Source organism: Pseudomonas sp. B21-017 (assembly GCF_024749245.1).
GTDB lineage: Bacteria > Pseudomonadota > Gammaproteobacteria > Pseudomonadales > Pseudomonadaceae > Aquipseudomonas.
In genome coordinates this window covers 3,245,558-3,263,473 of the sequence record NZ_CP087194.1, presented here as the reverse complement: position 1 = coordinate 3,263,473, position 17,916 = coordinate 3,245,558, and the positions used below count along the sequence as shown (strand labels likewise).

The 17,916-nt window shown below is 60.8% G+C and carries 11 protein-coding genes and 2 pseudogenes; 12 read left to right on the top strand and 1 reads right to left on the bottom strand.

Features of this window, described 5'->3' with window-relative positions; genetic code table 11:
* Positions 1–333 precede the first annotated feature (333 nt).
* The 11 genes and pseudogenes from LOY28_RS14685 (at position 334) to LOY28_RS14635 (ending at position 15,321) form a co-directional block, all read left to right on the top strand.
* The gene (locus LOY28_RS14685) at positions 334–1,782 is read left to right on the top strand and encodes a serralysin family metalloprotease (RefSeq protein WP_018926004.1); all 1,449 of its coding nucleotides are present in this window, start codon (positions 334–336) and stop codon (positions 1,780–1,782) included.
* Between the two features lie 67 nt (positions 1,783–1,849).
* Positions 1,850–2,272 carry an AprI/Inh family metalloprotease inhibitor gene (locus tag LOY28_RS14680; RefSeq protein WP_018926003.1) on the top strand — a complete coding sequence of 141 codons (423 nt, stop codon included), beginning with the start codon at positions 1,850–1,852 and terminating at the stop codon, positions 2,270–2,272.
* A 211-nt stretch (positions 2,273–2,483) separates the two neighbouring features.
* Entirely contained in the window at positions 2,484–4,271 is a 1,788-nt protein-coding gene (locus LOY28_RS14675; protein WP_064618015.1) for a type I secretion system permease/ATPase, read from the top strand.
* Positions 4,268–5,617, top strand: a complete 1,350-nt coding sequence (locus LOY28_RS14670; protein WP_111453380.1) for an HlyD family type I secretion periplasmic adaptor subunit — start codon at positions 4,268–4,270, stop codon at positions 5,615–5,617. Before LOY28_RS14675 ends, LOY28_RS14670 begins: the two co-directional genes overlap by 4 nt.
* 2 nt (positions 5,618–5,619) lie before the next feature.
* Positions 5,620–6,984, top strand: coding sequence for a TolC family outer membrane protein (locus LOY28_RS14665; RefSeq protein WP_258614396.1), 1,365 nt, complete (start codon positions 5,620–5,622; stop codon positions 6,982–6,984).
* A gap of 180 nt (positions 6,985–7,164) precedes the next feature.
* Positions 7,165–7,668: pseudogene (locus LOY28_RS14660) on the top strand (S8 family serine peptidase); the annotation flags it as partial.
* Positions 7,664–7,921 (top strand): annotated as a pseudogene (locus LOY28_RS14655) (autotransporter domain-containing protein); the annotation flags it as partial. The pseudogenes LOY28_RS14660 and LOY28_RS14655, both read left to right, overlap by 5 nt.
* Positions 7,922–7,987: 66 nt before the next feature.
* Positions 7,988–11,035 (top strand): autotransporter serine protease, encoded by a 3,048-nt coding sequence (locus tag LOY28_RS14650; protein WP_258614394.1) that lies wholly within the window; start codon positions 7,988–7,990, stop codon positions 11,033–11,035.
* 23 nt (positions 11,036–11,058) lie between these two features.
* Complete coding sequence (locus LOY28_RS14645; RefSeq protein ID WP_258614392.1) at positions 11,059–12,747, top strand: polyurethanase; 1,689 nt, start codon at positions 11,059–11,061, stop codon at positions 12,745–12,747.
* 97 nt (positions 12,748–12,844) lie between these two features.
* A complete protein-coding gene (locus LOY28_RS14640; protein WP_258614391.1) occupies positions 12,845–14,698 on the top strand; it encodes a polyurethanase in 1,854 nt (617 codons plus the stop codon).
* A 257-nt stretch (positions 14,699–14,955) separates the two neighbouring features.
* Positions 14,956–15,321, top strand: coding sequence for a hypothetical protein (locus tag LOY28_RS14635; RefSeq protein WP_258614390.1), 366 nt, complete (start codon positions 14,956–14,958; stop codon positions 15,319–15,321).
* Positions 15,322–15,350: 29 nt separating this feature from the next.
* Here LOY28_RS14635 and LOY28_RS14630 read toward each other — a convergent pair whose 3' ends face one another.
* A complete protein-coding gene (locus LOY28_RS14630) occupies positions 15,351–16,277 on the bottom strand; it encodes a glyoxylate/hydroxypyruvate reductase A (protein WP_258614389.1) in 927 nt (308 codons plus the stop codon).
* Between the two features lie 272 nt (positions 16,278–16,549).
* On the opposite strand from LOY28_RS14630, the gene gabT reads away from it, so the two are divergent.
* On the top strand, positions 16,550–17,842 hold the full coding sequence (gene gabT, locus LOY28_RS14625) for a 4-aminobutyrate--2-oxoglutarate transaminase (protein ID WP_204123552.1): 1,293 nt from the start codon (positions 16,550–16,552) through the stop codon (positions 17,840–17,842).
* The last annotated feature ends 74 nt before the right edge of the window (positions 17,843–17,916 follow it).

The window sequence follows — 17,916 nt, the reverse complement described above, 5'->3', positions numbered from 1 at the left end:
GATTGATGTCAATACACTGGCACTGATACTAAGAAGTCCAAAAAAAGAGAGCCAATCAACAAAAAAACAACTTACCAATATTTAATATTTAAATATGAAATTGTCGGACAATCCGGCTGAAACCCTGTACTAAGAACAATCTTTTGACAGCACAAGCAATGTTTGCTGGAGTTCTGCGAAACAGTTCAATTTGACGTCAAAAAAAATGTAGACGTTTGATTTCGAATTGTGTCAGTTTTCATACGCCTTCATTGGGCGAGTGATAGGACGATCTCGCCAGAGATTGTCGTATCGGACAAAAACTGTTCCATTGCTAAACAAGGAAGTGTGTTTATGTCGAAAGTAAAAGACAACGCTATTGATCTTGCCGAACAGGCCTTTGCACCATTGGCTGCCGCCAGTTCTGCCTACAACCAGATCGATAGTTTCAGCCATCAGTATGATCGGGGTGGCAATCTCACGGTCAATGGCAAACCCTCCTTCTCCGTCGACCAGGCCGCTACCCAGCTGCTGCGTGACGGCGCTGCTTACCAGGACAAGGACGGCAGTGGCAAAATCGAACTTACCTACACGTTCCTGACCTCGGCCTCGTCGAGCACCATGAACAAGCACGGCATTACCGGGTTCAGCCAGTTCAATACGCAACAGAAAGCCCAGGCCGTGCTCGCCATGCAATCCTGGGCCGACGTGGCCAACGTCACCTTCACCGAGAAGTCCTCCGGTGGTGACGGTCACATGACCTTCGGCAACTACAGCGGTGGTCAGGATGGCGCAGCGGCATTCGCTTATCTGCCTGGCACGGGCGCCGGTTATGACGGTACTTCGTGGTACCTGACCAACAGCAGCTATACGCCGAACAAGACGCCGGACCTGAACAACTACGGCCGTCAGACCCTGACCCACGAAATCGGTCATACCCTGGGGCTGGCCCACCCTGGCGATTACAACGCCGGTGAAGGTGCGCCGACCTACAATGACGCGACTTACGGGCAAGACACCCGCGGTTATAGCGTCATGAGTTACTGGAGTGAAAGCAATACCGATCAGAACTTCAGCAAGGGCGGTGTGGAAGCGTATTCTTCCGGCCCGCTGATGGACGATATCGCGGCCATCCAGAAGCTCTACGGTGCCAACACCACCACCCGTACCGGTGACACCACCTACGGCTTCAACTCCAACGCCGGTCGCGACTTCTTGAGCGCATCTTCCTCGTCGGACAAAGTCGTGTTTTCGGTGTGGGATGCGGGCGGCAAGGACACCTTGGATTTCTCCGGCTTTACCCAGAACCAGAAGATCAACCTCAATGAAGCCTCGTTCTCCGACGTTGGCGGCCTGGTGGGCAACGTGTCCATCGCCAAAGGCGTCACGATCGAGAACGCGATTGGCGGCTCGGGTAGCGACCTGTTGATCGGTAACAGTGTGTCCAACGAACTGAAGGGCGGTGCCGGCAACGACATCCTCTTCGGCGCGGGCGGTGCAGACAAACTGTGGGGCGGCTCGGGTTCGGACACCTTCGTGTTCGCGGCCAGCAGCGACTCCAAGCCAGGCGCGGTCGACCAGATCCTCGATTTTGTCAGCGGCCTGGACAAGATCGACCTGACCGGCATCACCAAAGGCGCGGGCCTGCATTTCGTGAACTCGTTCACCGGTGCGGCAGGCGATGCAGTGTTGACCACTTCGGGCGGCAACAGCCTGTTGTCGGTGGACTTCTCCGGGCACGGCGTGGCTGATTTCCTGGTCAGCACCGTTGGCCAGGCGGCGTTCTCGGACATCGTGGCCTGATTCAAGGCATAAAGGAGGGCGGCGCTTTACGCGTCGTTCTCTGCCCCGATCCAGAGTAAAACGCCCTATGACCCAGAACGCTTTTACCTGCAAAACAACCGCGTGGCTGTTAGCGACGCTAATGATGTTTCTTGGAGAAGTAGCCATGGCAAGCAGTCTGAAATTAGCCGATCCGTCGGAGCTCGCCGGCAAATGGCAAGCCATTTTGAATACCGCGCAAGACTCGCCCGAGTCGCAGGCGCTGCAGGACAAACCGTCGAATGTCTGCACGATAGAGCTTAAATCGGACCAGACCCTGGGTGAGGGGGCCGATTGCTTCAGTGCCTGGCTGAACAAATCGGCGATGGGCTGGTTCCCGGAGCCGGACGGCATTGCCGTGACCGGGGAAGAAGGCTCAAGAATTGTGTTTTTCAGCCGACAGCATGAGGGGCTTTATAAAAGCACCTTGAAGTCGGGGCTGATTATTACGCTTACGCGCGCAGCGCAATAAGCGAAAAGCGTCGGACCGATAGCAGTGCTGAATATAAAGACCGTTATTGCAGTTATAAGCAGCAGATCAATAACCGGGACTCTTTAAAGTTTAAAAAGAGTTGTTATTAATCTGTCAGCGATAACCGGCAAGAGAATGTCTCGACCCGCGTGCGGACAGTTAATTGGAACCTTGCCAAGTGAGGCGAGGCTTAATACCTCAGGAAAAACCAATGAAGATGGCGAAGAGCCCGGCCACCGCACCGTTATTCAAGGCACTGGGCGACTATAAGAGCATCTTGATCAGCGTCGGCTGCTTTACCGCATTGATCAACGTTCTGATGTTGGTCCCGTCGATTTATATGCTCCAGGTTTATGACCGGGTGCTGTCGTCGCAAAACGAAACCACACTGGCGATGTTGTCGCTGATGGTGGTCGGGTTCTTCGCCTTCATCGGGTTGCTGGAGACTGTGCGCAGTTTCATCGTCATCCGTATCGGCAGCCAACTGGAGCGCCGTTTCAACCTGCGGGTGTATCAGGCTGCTTTCGAGCGCAACCTGTTCAAGGGTGAGGGCAACGCCGGGCAATCCCTGGGCGACTTGACCCATATTCGCCAGTTTGTCACCGGTCCGGCGCTGTTTGCCTTCTTCGATGCGCCATGGTTTCCGGTCTATCTGTTTGTGATTTTCCTGTTTAACGTCTGGCTCGGCGTATTGGCCACTGCAGGGGCGGTGCTGCTGATCGGGCTGGCCTGCCTCAACGAGGCCATGACCAAAAAGCCTTTGGGCGAAGCGGCAGGGTTTTCCCAGAAATCCAGCCAACTGGCCACCAGTCATCTGCATAACGCCGAAACCATTCAAGCCATGGGCATGCTTGGTGCATTGCGCAAGCGCTGGTTCGGGGTGCACTCGCGTTTTCTCGGCCTGCAGAATCAGGCCAGCGATACCGGCGCGGTCATCAGTTCCTTGAGCAAAACCCTGCGCCTGTGCCTGCAATCCCTGGTCTTGGGGTTGGGCGCCTTGCTGGTGATCAAGGGCGACATGACCGCCGGGATGATGATCGCCGGCTCCATTTTGATGGGCCGGGTGCTGAGCCCCATCGATCAGTTGATTGCCGTGTGGAAACAGTGGAGCGGCGCCAAACTCGCGTACCGCCGCCTCGACGCCTTGCTGCAAGCCTTTCCTGCGAGTGACGAGGCCATGGCGCTGCCGGCACCGAAAGGCCAGATCACGTTTGAGCAAGTCAGCGCCGGCCCGCCGGGGCAGCGGGCAGCGACCTTGCACATGGTCAATTTCAACCTCGGCGCCGGCGAAGTGCTGGGCGTGCTCGGGGCTTCCGGTTCCGGTAAATCGACTCTGGCACGGGTGCTGGTCGGCGTCTGGCCGACGCTGGGCGGCACGGTGCGCCTCGACGGCGCGGACATTCATCGCTGGAACCGCGACGACCTCGGCCCTTACATCGGCTATCTGCCCCAGGACATCGAATTGTTCAGTGGCAGCATCGCCGAAAACATCGCCCGATTCCGTGAGGCAGACCCGCAAAAAGTCGTCGAAGCCGCGCAACAGGCTGGCGTCCATGAATTGATTCTGCGCATGCCCCAGGGCTACGACACCGTGCTCGGCGAAGACGGCAGCGGTTTGTCCGGTGGCCAGAAGCAACGCGTGGCCCTGGCTCGTGCGTTGTACGGTCATCCGAGCCTGGTGGTACTGGATGAACCGAACTCCAACCTCGATACCGTCGGCGAAGCGGCACTGGCCGGCGCCATCGCACACATGAAGGCCCGGGGCACCAGCGTGATTCTGGTCACCCATCGTTCTTCGGCCCTGGCCCAGGCCGACAAGTTGCTGGTGCTCAACGAAGGTCGCTTGCAAGCCTTCGGCCCAAGCCAGGACGTGCTCAAGGCGCTTGCCGGCAACCCGTCGGCTACCCAGGAACAATCACGTGAAAAAGCCGCGCAGGCACCGGGCGGGCTCAGCATGAGCCGGCAGTATCAGCCCACGACCAGGAATTCGGGTGTATGAGCAGCACACGCATGAACAACGACAGCGAAGCGACGATGGAACACGATTACATTGCCGAACGCCCTGAGCGCGATGCCCGTTTCTTCGCCCGCATGGGTTGGATTCTGGCGATTGTCGGCGCCGGCAGTTTTTTCACTTGGGCGAGCCTCGCGCCACTCGATCAAGGCATCCCGGTGCAGGGCACCGTGGTGGTCTCGGGCAAGCGCAAGGCCGTGCAATCGATGAGCAATGGCGTGATCAGCCAGATTCTGGTGCGTGAAGGCCAAGTGGTGAAACAAGGCCAGCCGCTGTTCCGCCTCGACCAGACTCAGGTCGCGGCCGACGTGCAATCGCTGCAAGCGCAATACCGCATGGCGTGGGCCAGCCTGGCGCGCTGGCAGAGTGAACGGGACAACCTCAAGCAGGTGAATTTCCCCGCTGAACTGAGCAACGATCCCGATCCGCGCCTGGCGCTGGTGCTTGAAGGCCAACGGCAATTGTTCAGCAGCCGCCGCGAAGCGTTTTCCCGTGAGCAAGGCGCTTTGCGCGCGAACATCGAAGGCGCCAGCGCGCAACTGGCCGGCATGCGCCGCGCGCGCACGGACCTGACAGCCCAGGCCAGTTCCCTGCAACAACAGTTGAGCAATCTGCAGCCCTTGGCAGACAACGGCTACATCCCGCGCAACCGCTTGATGGAGTACCAGCGTCAGCTGTCGCAAGTGCAGCAACAACTGGCAGAGAACACCGGCGAAAGCGGCCGGGTGGAGCAGGGCATCCTCGAGTCCCGACTGAAGCTGCAACAGCACAGTGAGGAATACCAGAAGGAAGTCCGCAGCCAACTGGCCGACGCGCAGCTCAAAAGCGTGACCCTGGAAGAGCAGCTGACTTCCGCCGGCTTCGACCTGCAACACAGCGAAATCGTCGCCACCGCCGATGGCATTGCGGTCAACCTTGGGGTTCATACCGAAGGCGCGGTAGTACGCCAGGGCGAAAACCTGCTGGAGATTGTCCCGCAAGGCACCAGCCTGGAAGTGGAAGGGCACTTGCCGATCAACTTGATCGACAAGGTCGGCACGCACTTGCCGGTGGACATTCTGTTCACCGCGTTCAACCAGAGCCGTACCCCGCGAGTGCCGGGCGAAGTCAGCCTGATCTCCGCCGACCAAATGGTCGATGAGAAAACCGGTGCGCCGTATTACGTGCTGCGCAGCAGCGTCAGCGATCAGGCGATGGAAAAACTCAACGGCCTGGTGATCAAGCCTGGCATGCCGGCAGAAATGTTCGTGCGCACCGGTGAGCGTTCACTCCTCAACTATCTGTTCAAACCGCTGCTCGACCGGGCAGGCTCCGCGTTGACCGAGGAATAAGGATGTTCGGTTGTATGAATAAGCTTTCCCTGCTCGCAGCGACCCTGGCGTTGCTGACGTGCAACAGCGCAATGGCCATGGGGCCGTTCGACATCTACGAGCAAGCGTTACGCAATGATCCGGTGTTCCTCGGTGCCATCAAGGAGCGCGATGCCGGCCTCGAAAACCGCGACATCGGCCGCGCCGGGCTGTTGCCGAGGCTGGGTTACAACTACAACAAGGGGCGTAACTCCTCCAAGGCCACCAATCTGAATGCCCGCGGTAACAGCCAGAGTGAAGATCGCAACTACAGCAGTTACGGCTCGACCCTGACCCTGCAACAGCCGTTGCTCGATTACGAGGCTTACGCTGCGTATCGCAAAGGCGTGGCGCAATCGCTGTTCGCCGATGAAAACTTCCGTGGCAAGAGCCAGGAACTGCTGGTTCGCGTGCTGGAGAATTACACCAAGGCGCTGTTCGCCCAGGACCAGATCGACATCGCGCGCGCGAAGAAAAAAGCCTTCGAGGAGCAGTTCCAGCAGAACGAGCAGATGTTCCGCCAAGGGGAAGGCACGCGCACCGACATCCTCGAAGCCGAGTCACGTTACGAGCTGGCGACCGCCGAGGAAATCGAGGCGCGGGACGAACAGGATGCGGCTCTGCGGGAACTGGGCGCCCTGGTGGGTGTAGCCGCCATCGACATTGGCGACCTGACGCCGTTGGATCAGAACTTCCAGACCTTCACCCTGCAACCGGCCAACTACGACACCTGGCACGAGATGGCGGTGGCCAATAACCCGAGCCTGGCTTCCCAGCGCCAGGCGGTGGAAGTGGCGCGCTATGAAGTCGAACGCAACCGCGCCGGGCACCTGCCGAAAGTCAGCGCCTACGCCTCGATGCGCCAGAACGAATCGGAAAGCGGCAACACCTACAACCAGCGCTACGACACCAACACCATCGGTATTGAAGTCAATGTGCCGCTGTACGCCGGTGGCGGCGTCTCGGCCTCGACCCGGCAGGCCAGCCGCAACATGGAACAGGCTGAGTACGAGCTGGACGGCAAGACCCGGGAAACCTTGATCCAGCTGCGCCGCCAGTTCAGCGCCTGCCTGTCGGGGGTCAACAAGCTGCGCGCTTATCAGAAGGCCCTGACCTCGGCCGAAGCGCTGGTGGTCTCGACCAAACAAAGCATTCTGGGTGGTGAACGGGTCAACCTCGACGCATTGAATGCCGAACAACAACTATTTACCACCCGCCGGGATCTGGCACAGGCACGCTACGACTATCTGATGGCCTGGACCAAGTTGCATTACTACGCCGGCACCTTGAACGAACAGGACTTGGCCAAGGTGGATGAGGCGTTCGGCCAGGGCGCGAGGGCACAGTAGCCGTTAGAAAACAGTGTGGCGAGGGAGCTTGCTCCCGCTGGGCTGCGAAGCAGACCCAATGGCGGTTGCTGCGCAACCGAACGGGAGCAAGCTCCCTCGCCACAGAATCACAGCAACACCTCGCCCCTGGGACCGGGGCCTAGAACTCTAAAAACGCCAAGAAAGCGAGATTTCATGCACATGGACGTACAGATCAAGCCGATGTCGGTCGGCACGCTGCTGCTCTTGATTTCATCAGCGCCGGGTTCGGCCCTGGCGCAGTACCTGGAAACCGGCACCCTCGGTGACCCGGCCAGTTGGCGTTCGGCGGAGTTCCAGCGCGATTGGGGTCTGGGGCGGATGCAGGCCGATCAAGCCTATGCCGCCGGCATCACCGGCAAAGGCGTGAAAATCGGCGCGCTGGATTCCGGTTTCGATTCCAGCCATCCCGAATTCGCCGCCGACCGCTATCACGCAGTGACGGCCGGCGGCAGCTATGTCGATGGTTCAGCGCTCAATATCGACGGCACGCTCAACGCCCACAACGACTCCCACGGTACCCACGTCACCGGCACCATGGGCGCGTCCCGGGATGGCAGCGGCATGTACGGCGTGGCGTTCAACGCACAAATCTACGTCGGCAACACCAACAAGAACGACAGTTTCCTGTTCGGTCCCAACCCCGACCCGCGCTACTTCACAGCTGGACCTGAGCGGCAGCCTCGGTTGGCAGCACAACCTGAGCAACACCGATTCCGAAGAACACCTGGTGTTTGCCAGCGGTGGCGCACCGTTCGCGGTGCAGAGCTCGCCGCTGGTTCGTGATGCGGCGCTGGTGGGCGCCCATGCCAGCCTGGTCTTGAGTCGGGACATTCGGTTGAACCTCGATTACACCGGCCAACTGGCCAGCCGCGAGAAGAGCCATGGAGTAGGGCTGAGTCTCAATTGGCAGTTTTAGTAGCAGGACAAGACACGCCTTTGAAGGCCCAAGGATCTTTGCAACACAACTAAGGACGGTAGCTTGATGGATAACAAGTACAACAAACTTGCCTTGCTCTGTGCACTGGCAACCCTGGGCACCGCACACGCGGCACCCTACGTGGAAAACGGCAGGGTCGGTGACCCGAACAGTTGGCGCAGCGCGGAGTTCAACGCCGACTGGGGGCTGGGGGCGATCAACGCTCAGGATGCCTATGCGGCCGGTTACACCGGCAAAGGGGTGAAACTGGGGATCTTCGACCAGCCGGTCTACGCCTTGCACCCGGAGTTTTCCGGGGCCAACAAGGTAATAACCCTGGTCACCAGCGGCATCCGCGAGTACACCGATCCGTACATTCCGGTCAAAGCCGGGGACGCCTTTCTCTATGACGGTTCGCCTTCAGTAGGTTCCAACGGCAAACTCGGCGCCCACGGCACCCACGTTGGCGGGATCGCCGCGGGCAGTCGCGATGGCGGACCGATGCACGGCGTCGCCTTTGGCGCGCAAATCATCAGCGCTGACAACGGCGACCCAGGCCCGGAAGACGGCATCATCCGTGGCAACGACGGCGCGGTGTACAAGGCCGGCTGGGACGCCCTGATCGCCAGCGGCGCGCGGATCATCAACAACAGCTGGGGCATCGGCATCACCGACCGCTTCGATCTCGGCGGCCGGAACCCGGCGTACCCGCACTTCACCGTGCAGGACGCGCAACTGCAATTCAACGAAATCCAGACCTTGCTCGGGACCAAACCCGGCGGAGCCTACGACGGCGCCATTGCGGCGGCCCGCAGCGGCATCGTCACGATCTTCGCCGCCGGCAACGACTACAACCTCAACAACCCGGACGCTATCGCCGGCCTCGGTTACTTCGTCCCCCAGATCGCGCCGAACTGGATGACCGTCGCCGCGTTGCAGAAGAACCCGGACATCAACAGCCCCGACCTCTACACCATCAGCACCTTCTCGTCGCGCTGCGGCTACACCGCGAGTTTCTGCGTGTCGGCACCGGGCAGCCGCATCTATAGCTCGATCATCAGTGGCACCAATGCCGATAACCTGACCACCGGCTACGCCAACTACAACGGCACCTCGATGGCGGCGCCGCACGTTGCCGGCTCGGTGGCAGTGTTGATGGAACGCTTCCCGTACATGACCGGCGCGCAAGTTGCCAGCGTGCTGCGCACCACCGCCACCGACCTCGGCGCACCCGGCGTCGACGCACTGTACGGCTGGGGCATGATCAACCTGCGCAAAGGCATCGATGGCCCGGCGATGTTCGTCACTGAGCAGGACATTCCCGAGGAGTTCCGCATCAACGGCGCCTACGGCTCCAGCCAGTTTGTCGCGGACTTGCCGGGTATCGGCGCGATCATCGATGCTGGCAAACCCACCGAGCGCGTGTGCAATGACGTGCATTGCGGGCTCGACTATTGGCGTAACGACATTTCCGGCCATGGCGGCCTGACCAAGCAGGGCATCGGCACGCTGGTGCTGACCGGCGCCAACACCTACACCGGCCCGACCCTGGTCAATCAGGGCCGATTGGCGATCAACGGTTCGCTGCTGTCGGCCGTCACCGTCAACAACAGCGGCATCCTTGGCGGTAACGGCAGCATCGCGGCACTGACCGCGAAAAGCGGCGGTACTGTAGCCCCCGGCAATTCCATCGGCACCTTGCAGGTGGCGGGCGACGTGACCTTCGAACCTGGTTCGACCTACGCCGTAGAACTGTCGCCCACCAGCAGCGACCGGATCATCGCCGGCGGCAAGGCGATCATTGACGGCGCAACGGTCAGCCTGTCGCTGGAAAACAGCCCGACGCTGCTGACCACCGGCGAGGCGAAAACCCTGCTCGGCAATCAGTACAACATCCTGCAAGCGGCCGGCGGAATCGAAGGGCGCTTCGGAGCAGTGCTGCCGGATTACCTGTTTATCGGTGGCACCCTCGACTACGCGGCCAACGGCATTCAACTGGCCGTCGAGCGTAATGCGACGTCCTTCACCAGCGTTGGCCAAACCCCGAACCAACGCGCCGTGGCCGCTGCTGCCGAGCAACTGGGCGCAGGCAATCCGCTGTACGAAACCCTGCTGCTGTCGCCGACCGCCGCTGTCGCGCAACAGGCGTTCCAGCAGCTGTCTGGCGAGATTCATCCGGCGATCGGCACGCTGCTGATCAACGACAGCCACTACCTGCGCGATGCCGTCGGCGAACGTTTGCGCGAGCATGATCTGTTCGACGCCGGCGCACCGACCGATGACCGCAGCAATGCCTGGCTCAAAGTGCTCGGCGCCTGGGGCAAGAGCGATGGCGGGCATGACAACGCCAGTTCTAACAGCTCCATTGGCGGGTTGCTGGCCGGTGTCGATGGCTTGATCACTGAACATACGCGCTTGGGTTTCGTCACTGGTTACAGCGACAGCTCATTGAGCATGGGCGATGGCACGCACTCTTCAGCTTCCGTCGACAGCTATCACTTGGGCGCCTACCTGGGCCATGAGATCGACGCGCTGCGCCTGAGTGTCGGCGGCGCTTACAGCTGGCATCGCATCGACGTCAAACGCGACCTGCAATTCGGTGACGTCAGCGGCAAGCAGAAATCCAAACGCGATGCGACCACCGCGCAACTGTTCACCGAAGCAGCCTATCGCCTGGACCTGCAACCGCTGGCACTGGAGCCGTTCGCCAACCTGGCCTACGTGCATTTGAACAGCGACAGCTTCAGCGAAAAAGGTGATGCCGCCGCACTCAAGGGCGGTGAAAACAACCGCGATGCGGTGCTCTCGACCCTCGGCCTGCGGGCGAGCAAAGCCATTGCGCTGTCCGACCAGCATCAGTTGGAACTGTCCGGCACGCTCGGCTGGCAGCACAACCTGAGCAGCACCCGTTCCGAAGACCACCTGGCCTTCGTCAACGGCAACACCGCGTTCAGCGTGCAAAGCGTGTCGATGGACCGCGATGCCGCGGTGGTCGGCGCCCGTGCCGGACTGGCGCTGGGCCGCGATACCCGTTTGAACCTGGATTACAACGGGCTGCTCGGCTCCCGGGAAAAAAACCACGGTGTGGGCCTGACCCTGGACTGGCAGTTCTGATTTGACGCAAAGGAAGCCACAACATGGGACTGTTTGATTACAAAAATGCTGACGGCAAGACGTTGTACAGCGACGCGATCGCGCTGACGCTCTACGCGTACACGCCCACCGGCCAGCCACTGCCAGCGACCGCTTGGGCGCCGATTGGCGCGGCAGCCCTGGGCTATCAGGGCAAGGTCGGGCCTCAAGGCACCTTCTATGGCGAGAAGGACGGTTTCACCAGCGCCGAAGCCGAAATCCTCGGTAAATACGACGGGGCAGGGCAGCTGATCGGCCTCGGCATTGCGTTCCGTGGCACTGGCGGCCTGGGTTACAGCGACACCTTCGGCGACATGAAAAACAACCTGCTGGCCGCGGTCGGACCGGCGGATTACGCGAGCAACTACGCGAAAAACGCCTTCGATACCTTGCTCAAAAGCGTCGCCGCGTTTGCCATCGCCCACGGCCTGAGCGCCAAGGACGTGCTGGTCAGCGGCCACAGTCTCGGTGGGCTGGGGGTCAACAGCCTGGCGGAGTTGAGCGGCAATAACTGGGGCGGTTTCTTCAAGGACGCCAACTACATCGCCTTCGCCTCGCCAACCCAAAGCGCCACCGGCAACAACGTGCTGAACATCGGTTACGAGAACGACCCGGTGTTTCGCGTGCTCGACGGCACCACTTTCAGCAGTGGCTCGCTGGGCAAGCACGACGGTCATCAGGATTCGGCGACCAACAACATCGTCAACTTCAATGACCAGTACGCGTCCACCGCGCAGAACCTGGTGCCGTTCAGCATCCTCAACCCGCTGAACTGGTCGGCCCACGGCTCGTTGGGCTATGCCGACGGTTTGAACCGGGTGATCGACTCGCGCTTCTACGACCTCACCGACAAGGACTCGACGCTGATCGTGTCCAACCTGTCGGAGTCGTCCCGAGGCACCACCTGGGTCGAAGACCTGGGCCGCAGCGGCGAGCCCCACACCGGCAGCACGTTCATCATCGGCACCGACAGTAATGACTGGCTCAAGGGCGGCGCCGGCAATGACTTCATCGAAGGTCGAGACGGTAACGACCGGTTCCGCGATGACGGCGGCTACAACCTGCTGCTGGGCGGCAAGGGCAGCAACACCTTCGAGCTGCAGAAGCCGTTGCAGAACTTCAGCTTTGCCAATGACGGCGACGGCACCCTGTATGTGCGCGACGCCTACGGCGGCATCAGCATGACCCGCGACATCGGCGCGCTGGTGAGCAAGGAATCGGGCTCGTGGTGGGGCAGCAAAGAGGTGACCTACAACGTCACCGCCAATGGCTTGCTCAATGGCACGGAACTGACCCACTACAACCATTCGCTCAACGGCGATGCCCACAGCAACACGCTGGTGGCCAGCGTCGACGGTGACTGGCTGTTCGGCAATGCCGGCGACGACCTGCTGCGCAGCGATAAAAGCCATGTGACCTTCGTCGGCGGCACGGGCAATGACGTGATGCATGCCTCGGGCGGCGGCAACACCTTTTTGTTCAGCGGCGCCTTCGGTTTCGACGCGATCAATGGCTACCAGGGCAGCGACAAACTGGTGTTCATGGGCGTCCAGGGCGCGGGGCAGGGCTATGACTACACCCAGCACGCTTCACAGGCCGGCAACGACACGGTGCTGAAGATTGGCGATTACGCCGTGACGCTGGTGGGGGTGGGACTGGATAACCTGTCGGCTTCGGGAATTACGTTTGCGTAAAGGCGGCATGCACTAGAGGCTCCGGGGCGCCTCGTGATCGAGGCGTCCTGGCTGTGAGCTATCTCTGACAATTCCAACAAAGAGAGAGGCAATACCAATGGGTGTGTATGACTACAAGAACTTCGGCGCAGCAGACTCCAAGGCGTTGTTCAGCGACGCCATGGCGATCATGCTGTATTCCTATCACAACCTCGACAACGGTTTCGCCACCGGTTACCAGCAAAACGGTTTCGGCCTGGGCTTGCCGGCCACCCTCGTGACCGCGCTGATCGGCGGCACCGACTCCCAGGGCGTGATTCCCGGCATTCCCTGGAACCCCGATTCGGAAAAGGCCGCGCTCGACGCCGTGCAAAAGGCCGGCTGGACCCCGATCACGGCCACGCAACTGGGCTATGACGGCAAGACCGACGCTCGCGGAACCTTCTTCGGCGAGAAGGCCGGTTACACCAGCGCGCAAGTGGAGATCCTCGGCAAGTACGACGCCCAGGGTCATCTCACGGAAATCGGCATTGCCTTTCGTGGCACCAGCGGCCCAAGGGAAATCCAGATCGGCGATTCCATCGGTGATGTGATCAACGATCTGCTGGCGGCGCTCGGCCCCAAGGATTACGCGAAAAACTACGCGGGCGAAGCCTTCGGCAATTTGCTCGGCAAAGTCGCGGCGTTTGCCCAGGCCAATGGCCTTGCGGGCAAGGACGTGCTGGTCAGCGGCCACAGCCTCGGCGGGTTGGCGGTCAACAGCCTGGCGGACTTGAGCAGCGAAAAATGGTCCGGGTTCTATCAGGATTCCAACTACATCGCCTACGCCTCACCGACCCAAAGCAGCAGCGACAAAGTGCTGAACATCGGTTATGAAAACGACCCGGTGTTCCGCGCGCTCGATGGCTCGTCGTTCAACCTGGCTTCGGTGGGCGTGCACGACGCTCCCAAGGATTCAGCGACCGATAACATCGTCAGCTTCAACGACCATTACGCCTCGACGGCGTGGAATGTGTTGCCGTATTCCATCACCAACATCGCCACCTGGATTTCACACTTGCCCACCGGTTACGGCGACGGCATGACCCGGGTGCTGGAGTCCAAGTTCTACGACCTGACCAGCAAGGACTCGACGATCATCGTCGCCAACCTCTCGGACCCGGCGCGAGCCAACACCTGGGTCCAGGACTTGAACCGCAACGCCGAAACCCACAAAGGCAGCACCTTCATCATCGGCAGCGACGGCAATGACCTGATCCAGGGCGGCAAGGGCAACGACTACATCGAAGGCCGCGACGGTAACGACACCTTCCGCGACAGTGGTGGCTACAACATCCTGTTGGGCGGCAAGGGCAGCAACGTGCTGGACCTGCAGCAGTCGGTGAAGAATTTCGTCTTCGCCAATGACGGTGTCGGCAACCTGTACGTGCGCGACGCCAATGGCGGCATCAGCATCACCCGCGACATCGGCAGCATCGTCACCAAGGAGCCGGGGTTGCTCTGGGGCCTGTTCAAGGATGACGTGACCCACAGCGTCACCGCCAATGGCCTCACCGTCGGCAGCAACCTGACCCAGTACGCCTCGAGCGTGAAGGGCACCACCGGCACCGACACCCTCAAGGCCCATGCAACGGGCGACTGGTTGTTTGGCCTGGACGGCAACGACCACTTGATCGGCAGCGCCGGCAACGATGTGTTTGTCGGCGGGGCGGGTAATGACCTGATCGAGTCGGGCGGCGGGATTGATACTTTCCTGTTCAGCGGCGCGTTTGGCCAGGACCGGGTGGTGGGCTACCAGGCCAACGACAAACTGGTGTTCCTCGGGGTTCAGGGCGTTGCGCCAAACGACGACTTCCGCGCCCATGCCACGGCGGTGGGGCAGGATACGTTGCTGACGTTTGGCAGTGATTCGGTGACCCTGGTAGGCGTTGGGCTGGACAGTTTGTCCAGCAGCGGCGTTGTGATCGCCTGAGGGTGAGGCGGCGCCGGTAAGGGCCTCTTCGCGAGCAAGCTTCGCTCCTACATTGGAATCCATTTCCCCTGTAGGAGCGAGGCTTGCCCGCGAAGAACGATAACGCGGTAATCCTGCCTGTCCCCGTGACTCACTGGCCACTCCCGGACTCCAATACCTGCCTCAACAGCAACGGCCCTAAAGCATCAGCCCATCCACGCGTTATCCTTATGACGCCGGTGCTGCATGCCGCCATTGAGTACAGGAGATTTAGTAACGTGAGTAACAGCAAGAGGTACACCTTCGGTCTGGCGCTGGCCTTGTTATCGGCAGCCGCCGCCGCAGAACTGCCTCAGAGCTCGATTCTGACCCGTTACGGGGTCACCTCCGATCAACTGCCGAAACCGCCAGCAACCGAAACCGCCAAGCCCATCGAAGAAAAAATCCGCTTCCAGCTCCAGCCGGAACAGCCCTGGGTGACGTTGCGCCTGGGCGATGGCAAACAACCGGAGAAGACCGGCAACATCAGCATTGATCGTTCGATGCAGCAGGAACAGGAGCGCTGCCAGCGGATGCAGGAACAACTGCTTCGGCGTGGCGGGCAATACATTTCCTGCGATAACAGCATTCCGGGCACCCACTAAACACCGAGCGACCGTTATGGCATCGGCGTTCAATAACCCTGCGCGCGATCGATCTCGCCGAGCATCGGCTCACCCCGTTGATGCCGGCGGATGTTCTCCAGCAACACCCCGAACGCGCTTTCCGGCTGGGTCATCGCGGCGATGTGCGGTGTCAGCAGAATCTGCGGGTGGTGCCAGAACGGATGATCCTCCTGTGCCGGTTCCTGCTGCAGCACATCAAGTACCGCGCCGCTCAAATGCCCGCTGCCCAGCGCTTCCAGCAGATCCTCTTCTATCAAATGCCCGCCACGGCCCATGTTGATCAGCGCCGCGCCCTTGGGCAGTTGCTCAAACAGGTTGCGATCAAGAATGCCCTGGGTCTGTTCGGTCAGCGGCAATACACACAACAGAATGTCGCACTGGCTGAGGAACGCCGGCAGTTGCGCGTTGCCGGCATAGCAATCGACCCCCGGAATGTGATGGGCACTGCGCGCCCAGCCAGACAAGGCAAAGCCCAGCGGTTGCAAGGTCGCCAGAATCTGCTGCGCCTGGGCGCCGAGCCCCATGACCCCGACCCGACGTTTGGCCGCCGGTTGCAGCAAGTGCGCCTGCCAGCAGCGGGCCATTTGTTGCTGGCGGTAGCGCAGCATGTCGCGGTGCAGGCTGAGTACGGCAAAAGTCGCGTATTCGCACATGCCACGGGTGATGCCCGGATCCAGCAGACGCACCACCGGCAAGCTCGCCGGCAAGCGACCGAGGTCGAGTTGATCGACGCCGGCGGACAAGGCAAACAGCACTTGCAGATTCGGCAGCACAACGTCGAGATCGTCAGGTGCCTGCCACGCGGCCAGGTATTGAATGTCCTTCGGGTCGCCGATGTCCGGCCAGGCGCGCCATTCAATATCCGGGGCGTGTTCGGCAAACAGCGCTTGCCACTGTTTGCCGCGCACAGGGTCAGCTTTATACAGCAGGGCCATGGGCATTTCCTGAAAGGTGAAGGGGCTGCCCATCATCGCGCAATACCAGCGCAGGATCTGTCGAAAGCAGCGGCTTTAACGGGTTGTGTGATCTTGTATCGACCCGGCATCGGCAGATTCGGCGGGCTGAAGGAATCTGCCGTTTGGCGGGGTGAAAACAGTTGATCCGAATTTCTCAGGGGGCAAGTTCGGCGTAGTTCGTTTCGCGCAAGCCTTAACCTGAACACCATCGCAACCACTTCCCGGTTGCCGGACTCACGATGGGAAATGCCATGAATAGCAAAGTCGACGAAACCCCTCATTTGCTCCGTCAGCGCGATCAATTCGTGCCACGTGGCCTGGTTACCGCGCATCCGTTGGTGATCGATCGGGCCCTGGGTTCAGAATTGTGGGACGTGGACGGCAAGCGCTACCTGGACTTTGTCGGCGGTATCGGTGTGCTTAACATCGGTCACAACCACCCGAAGGTGGTCGCGGCGGTGCAGGCGCAGTTGCAAAAAATCTCCCACGCCTGTTTTCAGGTGGTGGCCTATAAGCCTTATCTCGACCTGGCCCAGCGCCTGTGCGAAATGATCGGCGGCCAGGACGCTTATAAAGCAGCGTTCTTCACCTCCGGCGCCGAAGCGGTGGAAAACGCGGTGAAGATTGCCCGCGCCCACACCAACCGCTCGGCGGTGATCGCCTTTCGTGGTGGGTTCCATGGCCGGACCTTGCTCGGCACCACGCTGACCGGCATGAGCCAGCCGTATAAACAGAACTTCGGGCCGTTCGCGCCGGAGGTTTTCCACACTCCGTATCCGAATGCCTATCGCGGCGTCACCAGCGACATGGCGCTCAAGGCACTGGACGAGTTGTTGGCGACCCAAGTGGCGCCTGAGCGGGTCGCGGCGATCATCATCGAACCGGTGCAGGGCGATGGCGGTTTCCTTGCGGCACCGGCGGAGTTTCTTCAGGCCCTGCGCGCGCTGACTGAAAAGCACGGCATCGTGCTGATCCTCGATGAGATCCAGACCGGTTTCGGGCGTACCGGCAAATGGTTCGGTTTCCAGCACGCCGGGATTCAGCCGGATCTGGTCACCGTGGCCAAGAGCCTGGCCGGCGGTTTGCCGCTGTCCGGTGTGGTCGGTAAAGCCGAGATCATGGACGCGCCATTGCCCGGCGGCCTTGGCGGTACTTACGGCGGCAACGCGCTGTCGTGCGCGGCGGCGCTGGCGGTGATCGAGGCCTACGAGCAAGAGCAGTTGCTGGCCCGTGGCGAAGCGTTGGGCGAGCGTCTGCGTCAGGGACTGTTGCGCTTGCAGGCCCGTTACCCACGGATCGGCGACGTGCGCGGCAGCGGCTTCATGCTGGCGATCGAGCTGATCAAGGATGACGAGGCACGGACCGCAGATGCCGACCTCAACCAACGACTGATCGATGAAGCCCGGGCCGGTGGCCTGTTGGTAATCAAGTGCGGCGTGCAACGCAACGTGTTGCGCTTCCTCGCGCCACTGGTGACCAGCGAAGCACAGATCGATGAAGCGTTGCAGATTCTCGACGCGGCACTGGCACGAGTCTTGAACTGAGCTCACGCCAGCTCACGGGCGCTGCCACACGGCATCGCCCGTGAGCATTTATGGAGCATGGATTGATGGAATGC

Excerpts from the sequence above, each read along its gene's own strand:
- LOY28_RS14665 (WP_258614396.1), top strand. The coding sequence starts at position 5,620 with ATGTTCGGTTGTATGAATAAGCTTTCCCTGCTCGCAGCGACCCTGGCG.
- LOY28_RS14680 (WP_018926003.1), top strand. The coding sequence starts at position 1,850 with ATGACCCAGAACGCTTTTACCTGCAAAACAACCGCGTGGCTGTTAGCG.
- LOY28_RS14630 (WP_258614389.1), bottom strand. The coding sequence starts at position 16,277 with ATGGCCCTGCTGTATAAAGCTGACCCTGTGCGCGGCAAACAGTGGCAA.
- LOY28_RS14675 (WP_064618015.1), top strand. The coding sequence starts at position 2,484 with ATGAAGATGGCGAAGAGCCCGGCCACCGCACCGTTATTCAAGGCACTG.
- LOY28_RS14685 (WP_018926004.1), top strand. The coding sequence starts at position 334 with ATGTCGAAAGTAAAAGACAACGCTATTGATCTTGCCGAACAGGCCTTT.
- LOY28_RS14670 (WP_111453380.1), top strand. The coding sequence starts at position 4,268 with ATGAGCAGCACACGCATGAACAACGACAGCGAAGCGACGATGGAACAC.
- LOY28_RS14650 (WP_258614394.1), top strand. The coding sequence starts at position 7,988 with ATGGATAACAAGTACAACAAACTTGCCTTGCTCTGTGCACTGGCAACC.
- gabT (WP_204123552.1), top strand. The coding sequence starts at position 16,550 with ATGAATAGCAAAGTCGACGAAACCCCTCATTTGCTCCGTCAGCGCGAT.
- LOY28_RS14645 (WP_258614392.1), top strand. The coding sequence starts at position 11,059 with ATGGGACTGTTTGATTACAAAAATGCTGACGGCAAGACGTTGTACAGC.
- LOY28_RS14640 (WP_258614391.1), top strand. The coding sequence starts at position 12,845 with ATGGGTGTGTATGACTACAAGAACTTCGGCGCAGCAGACTCCAAGGCG.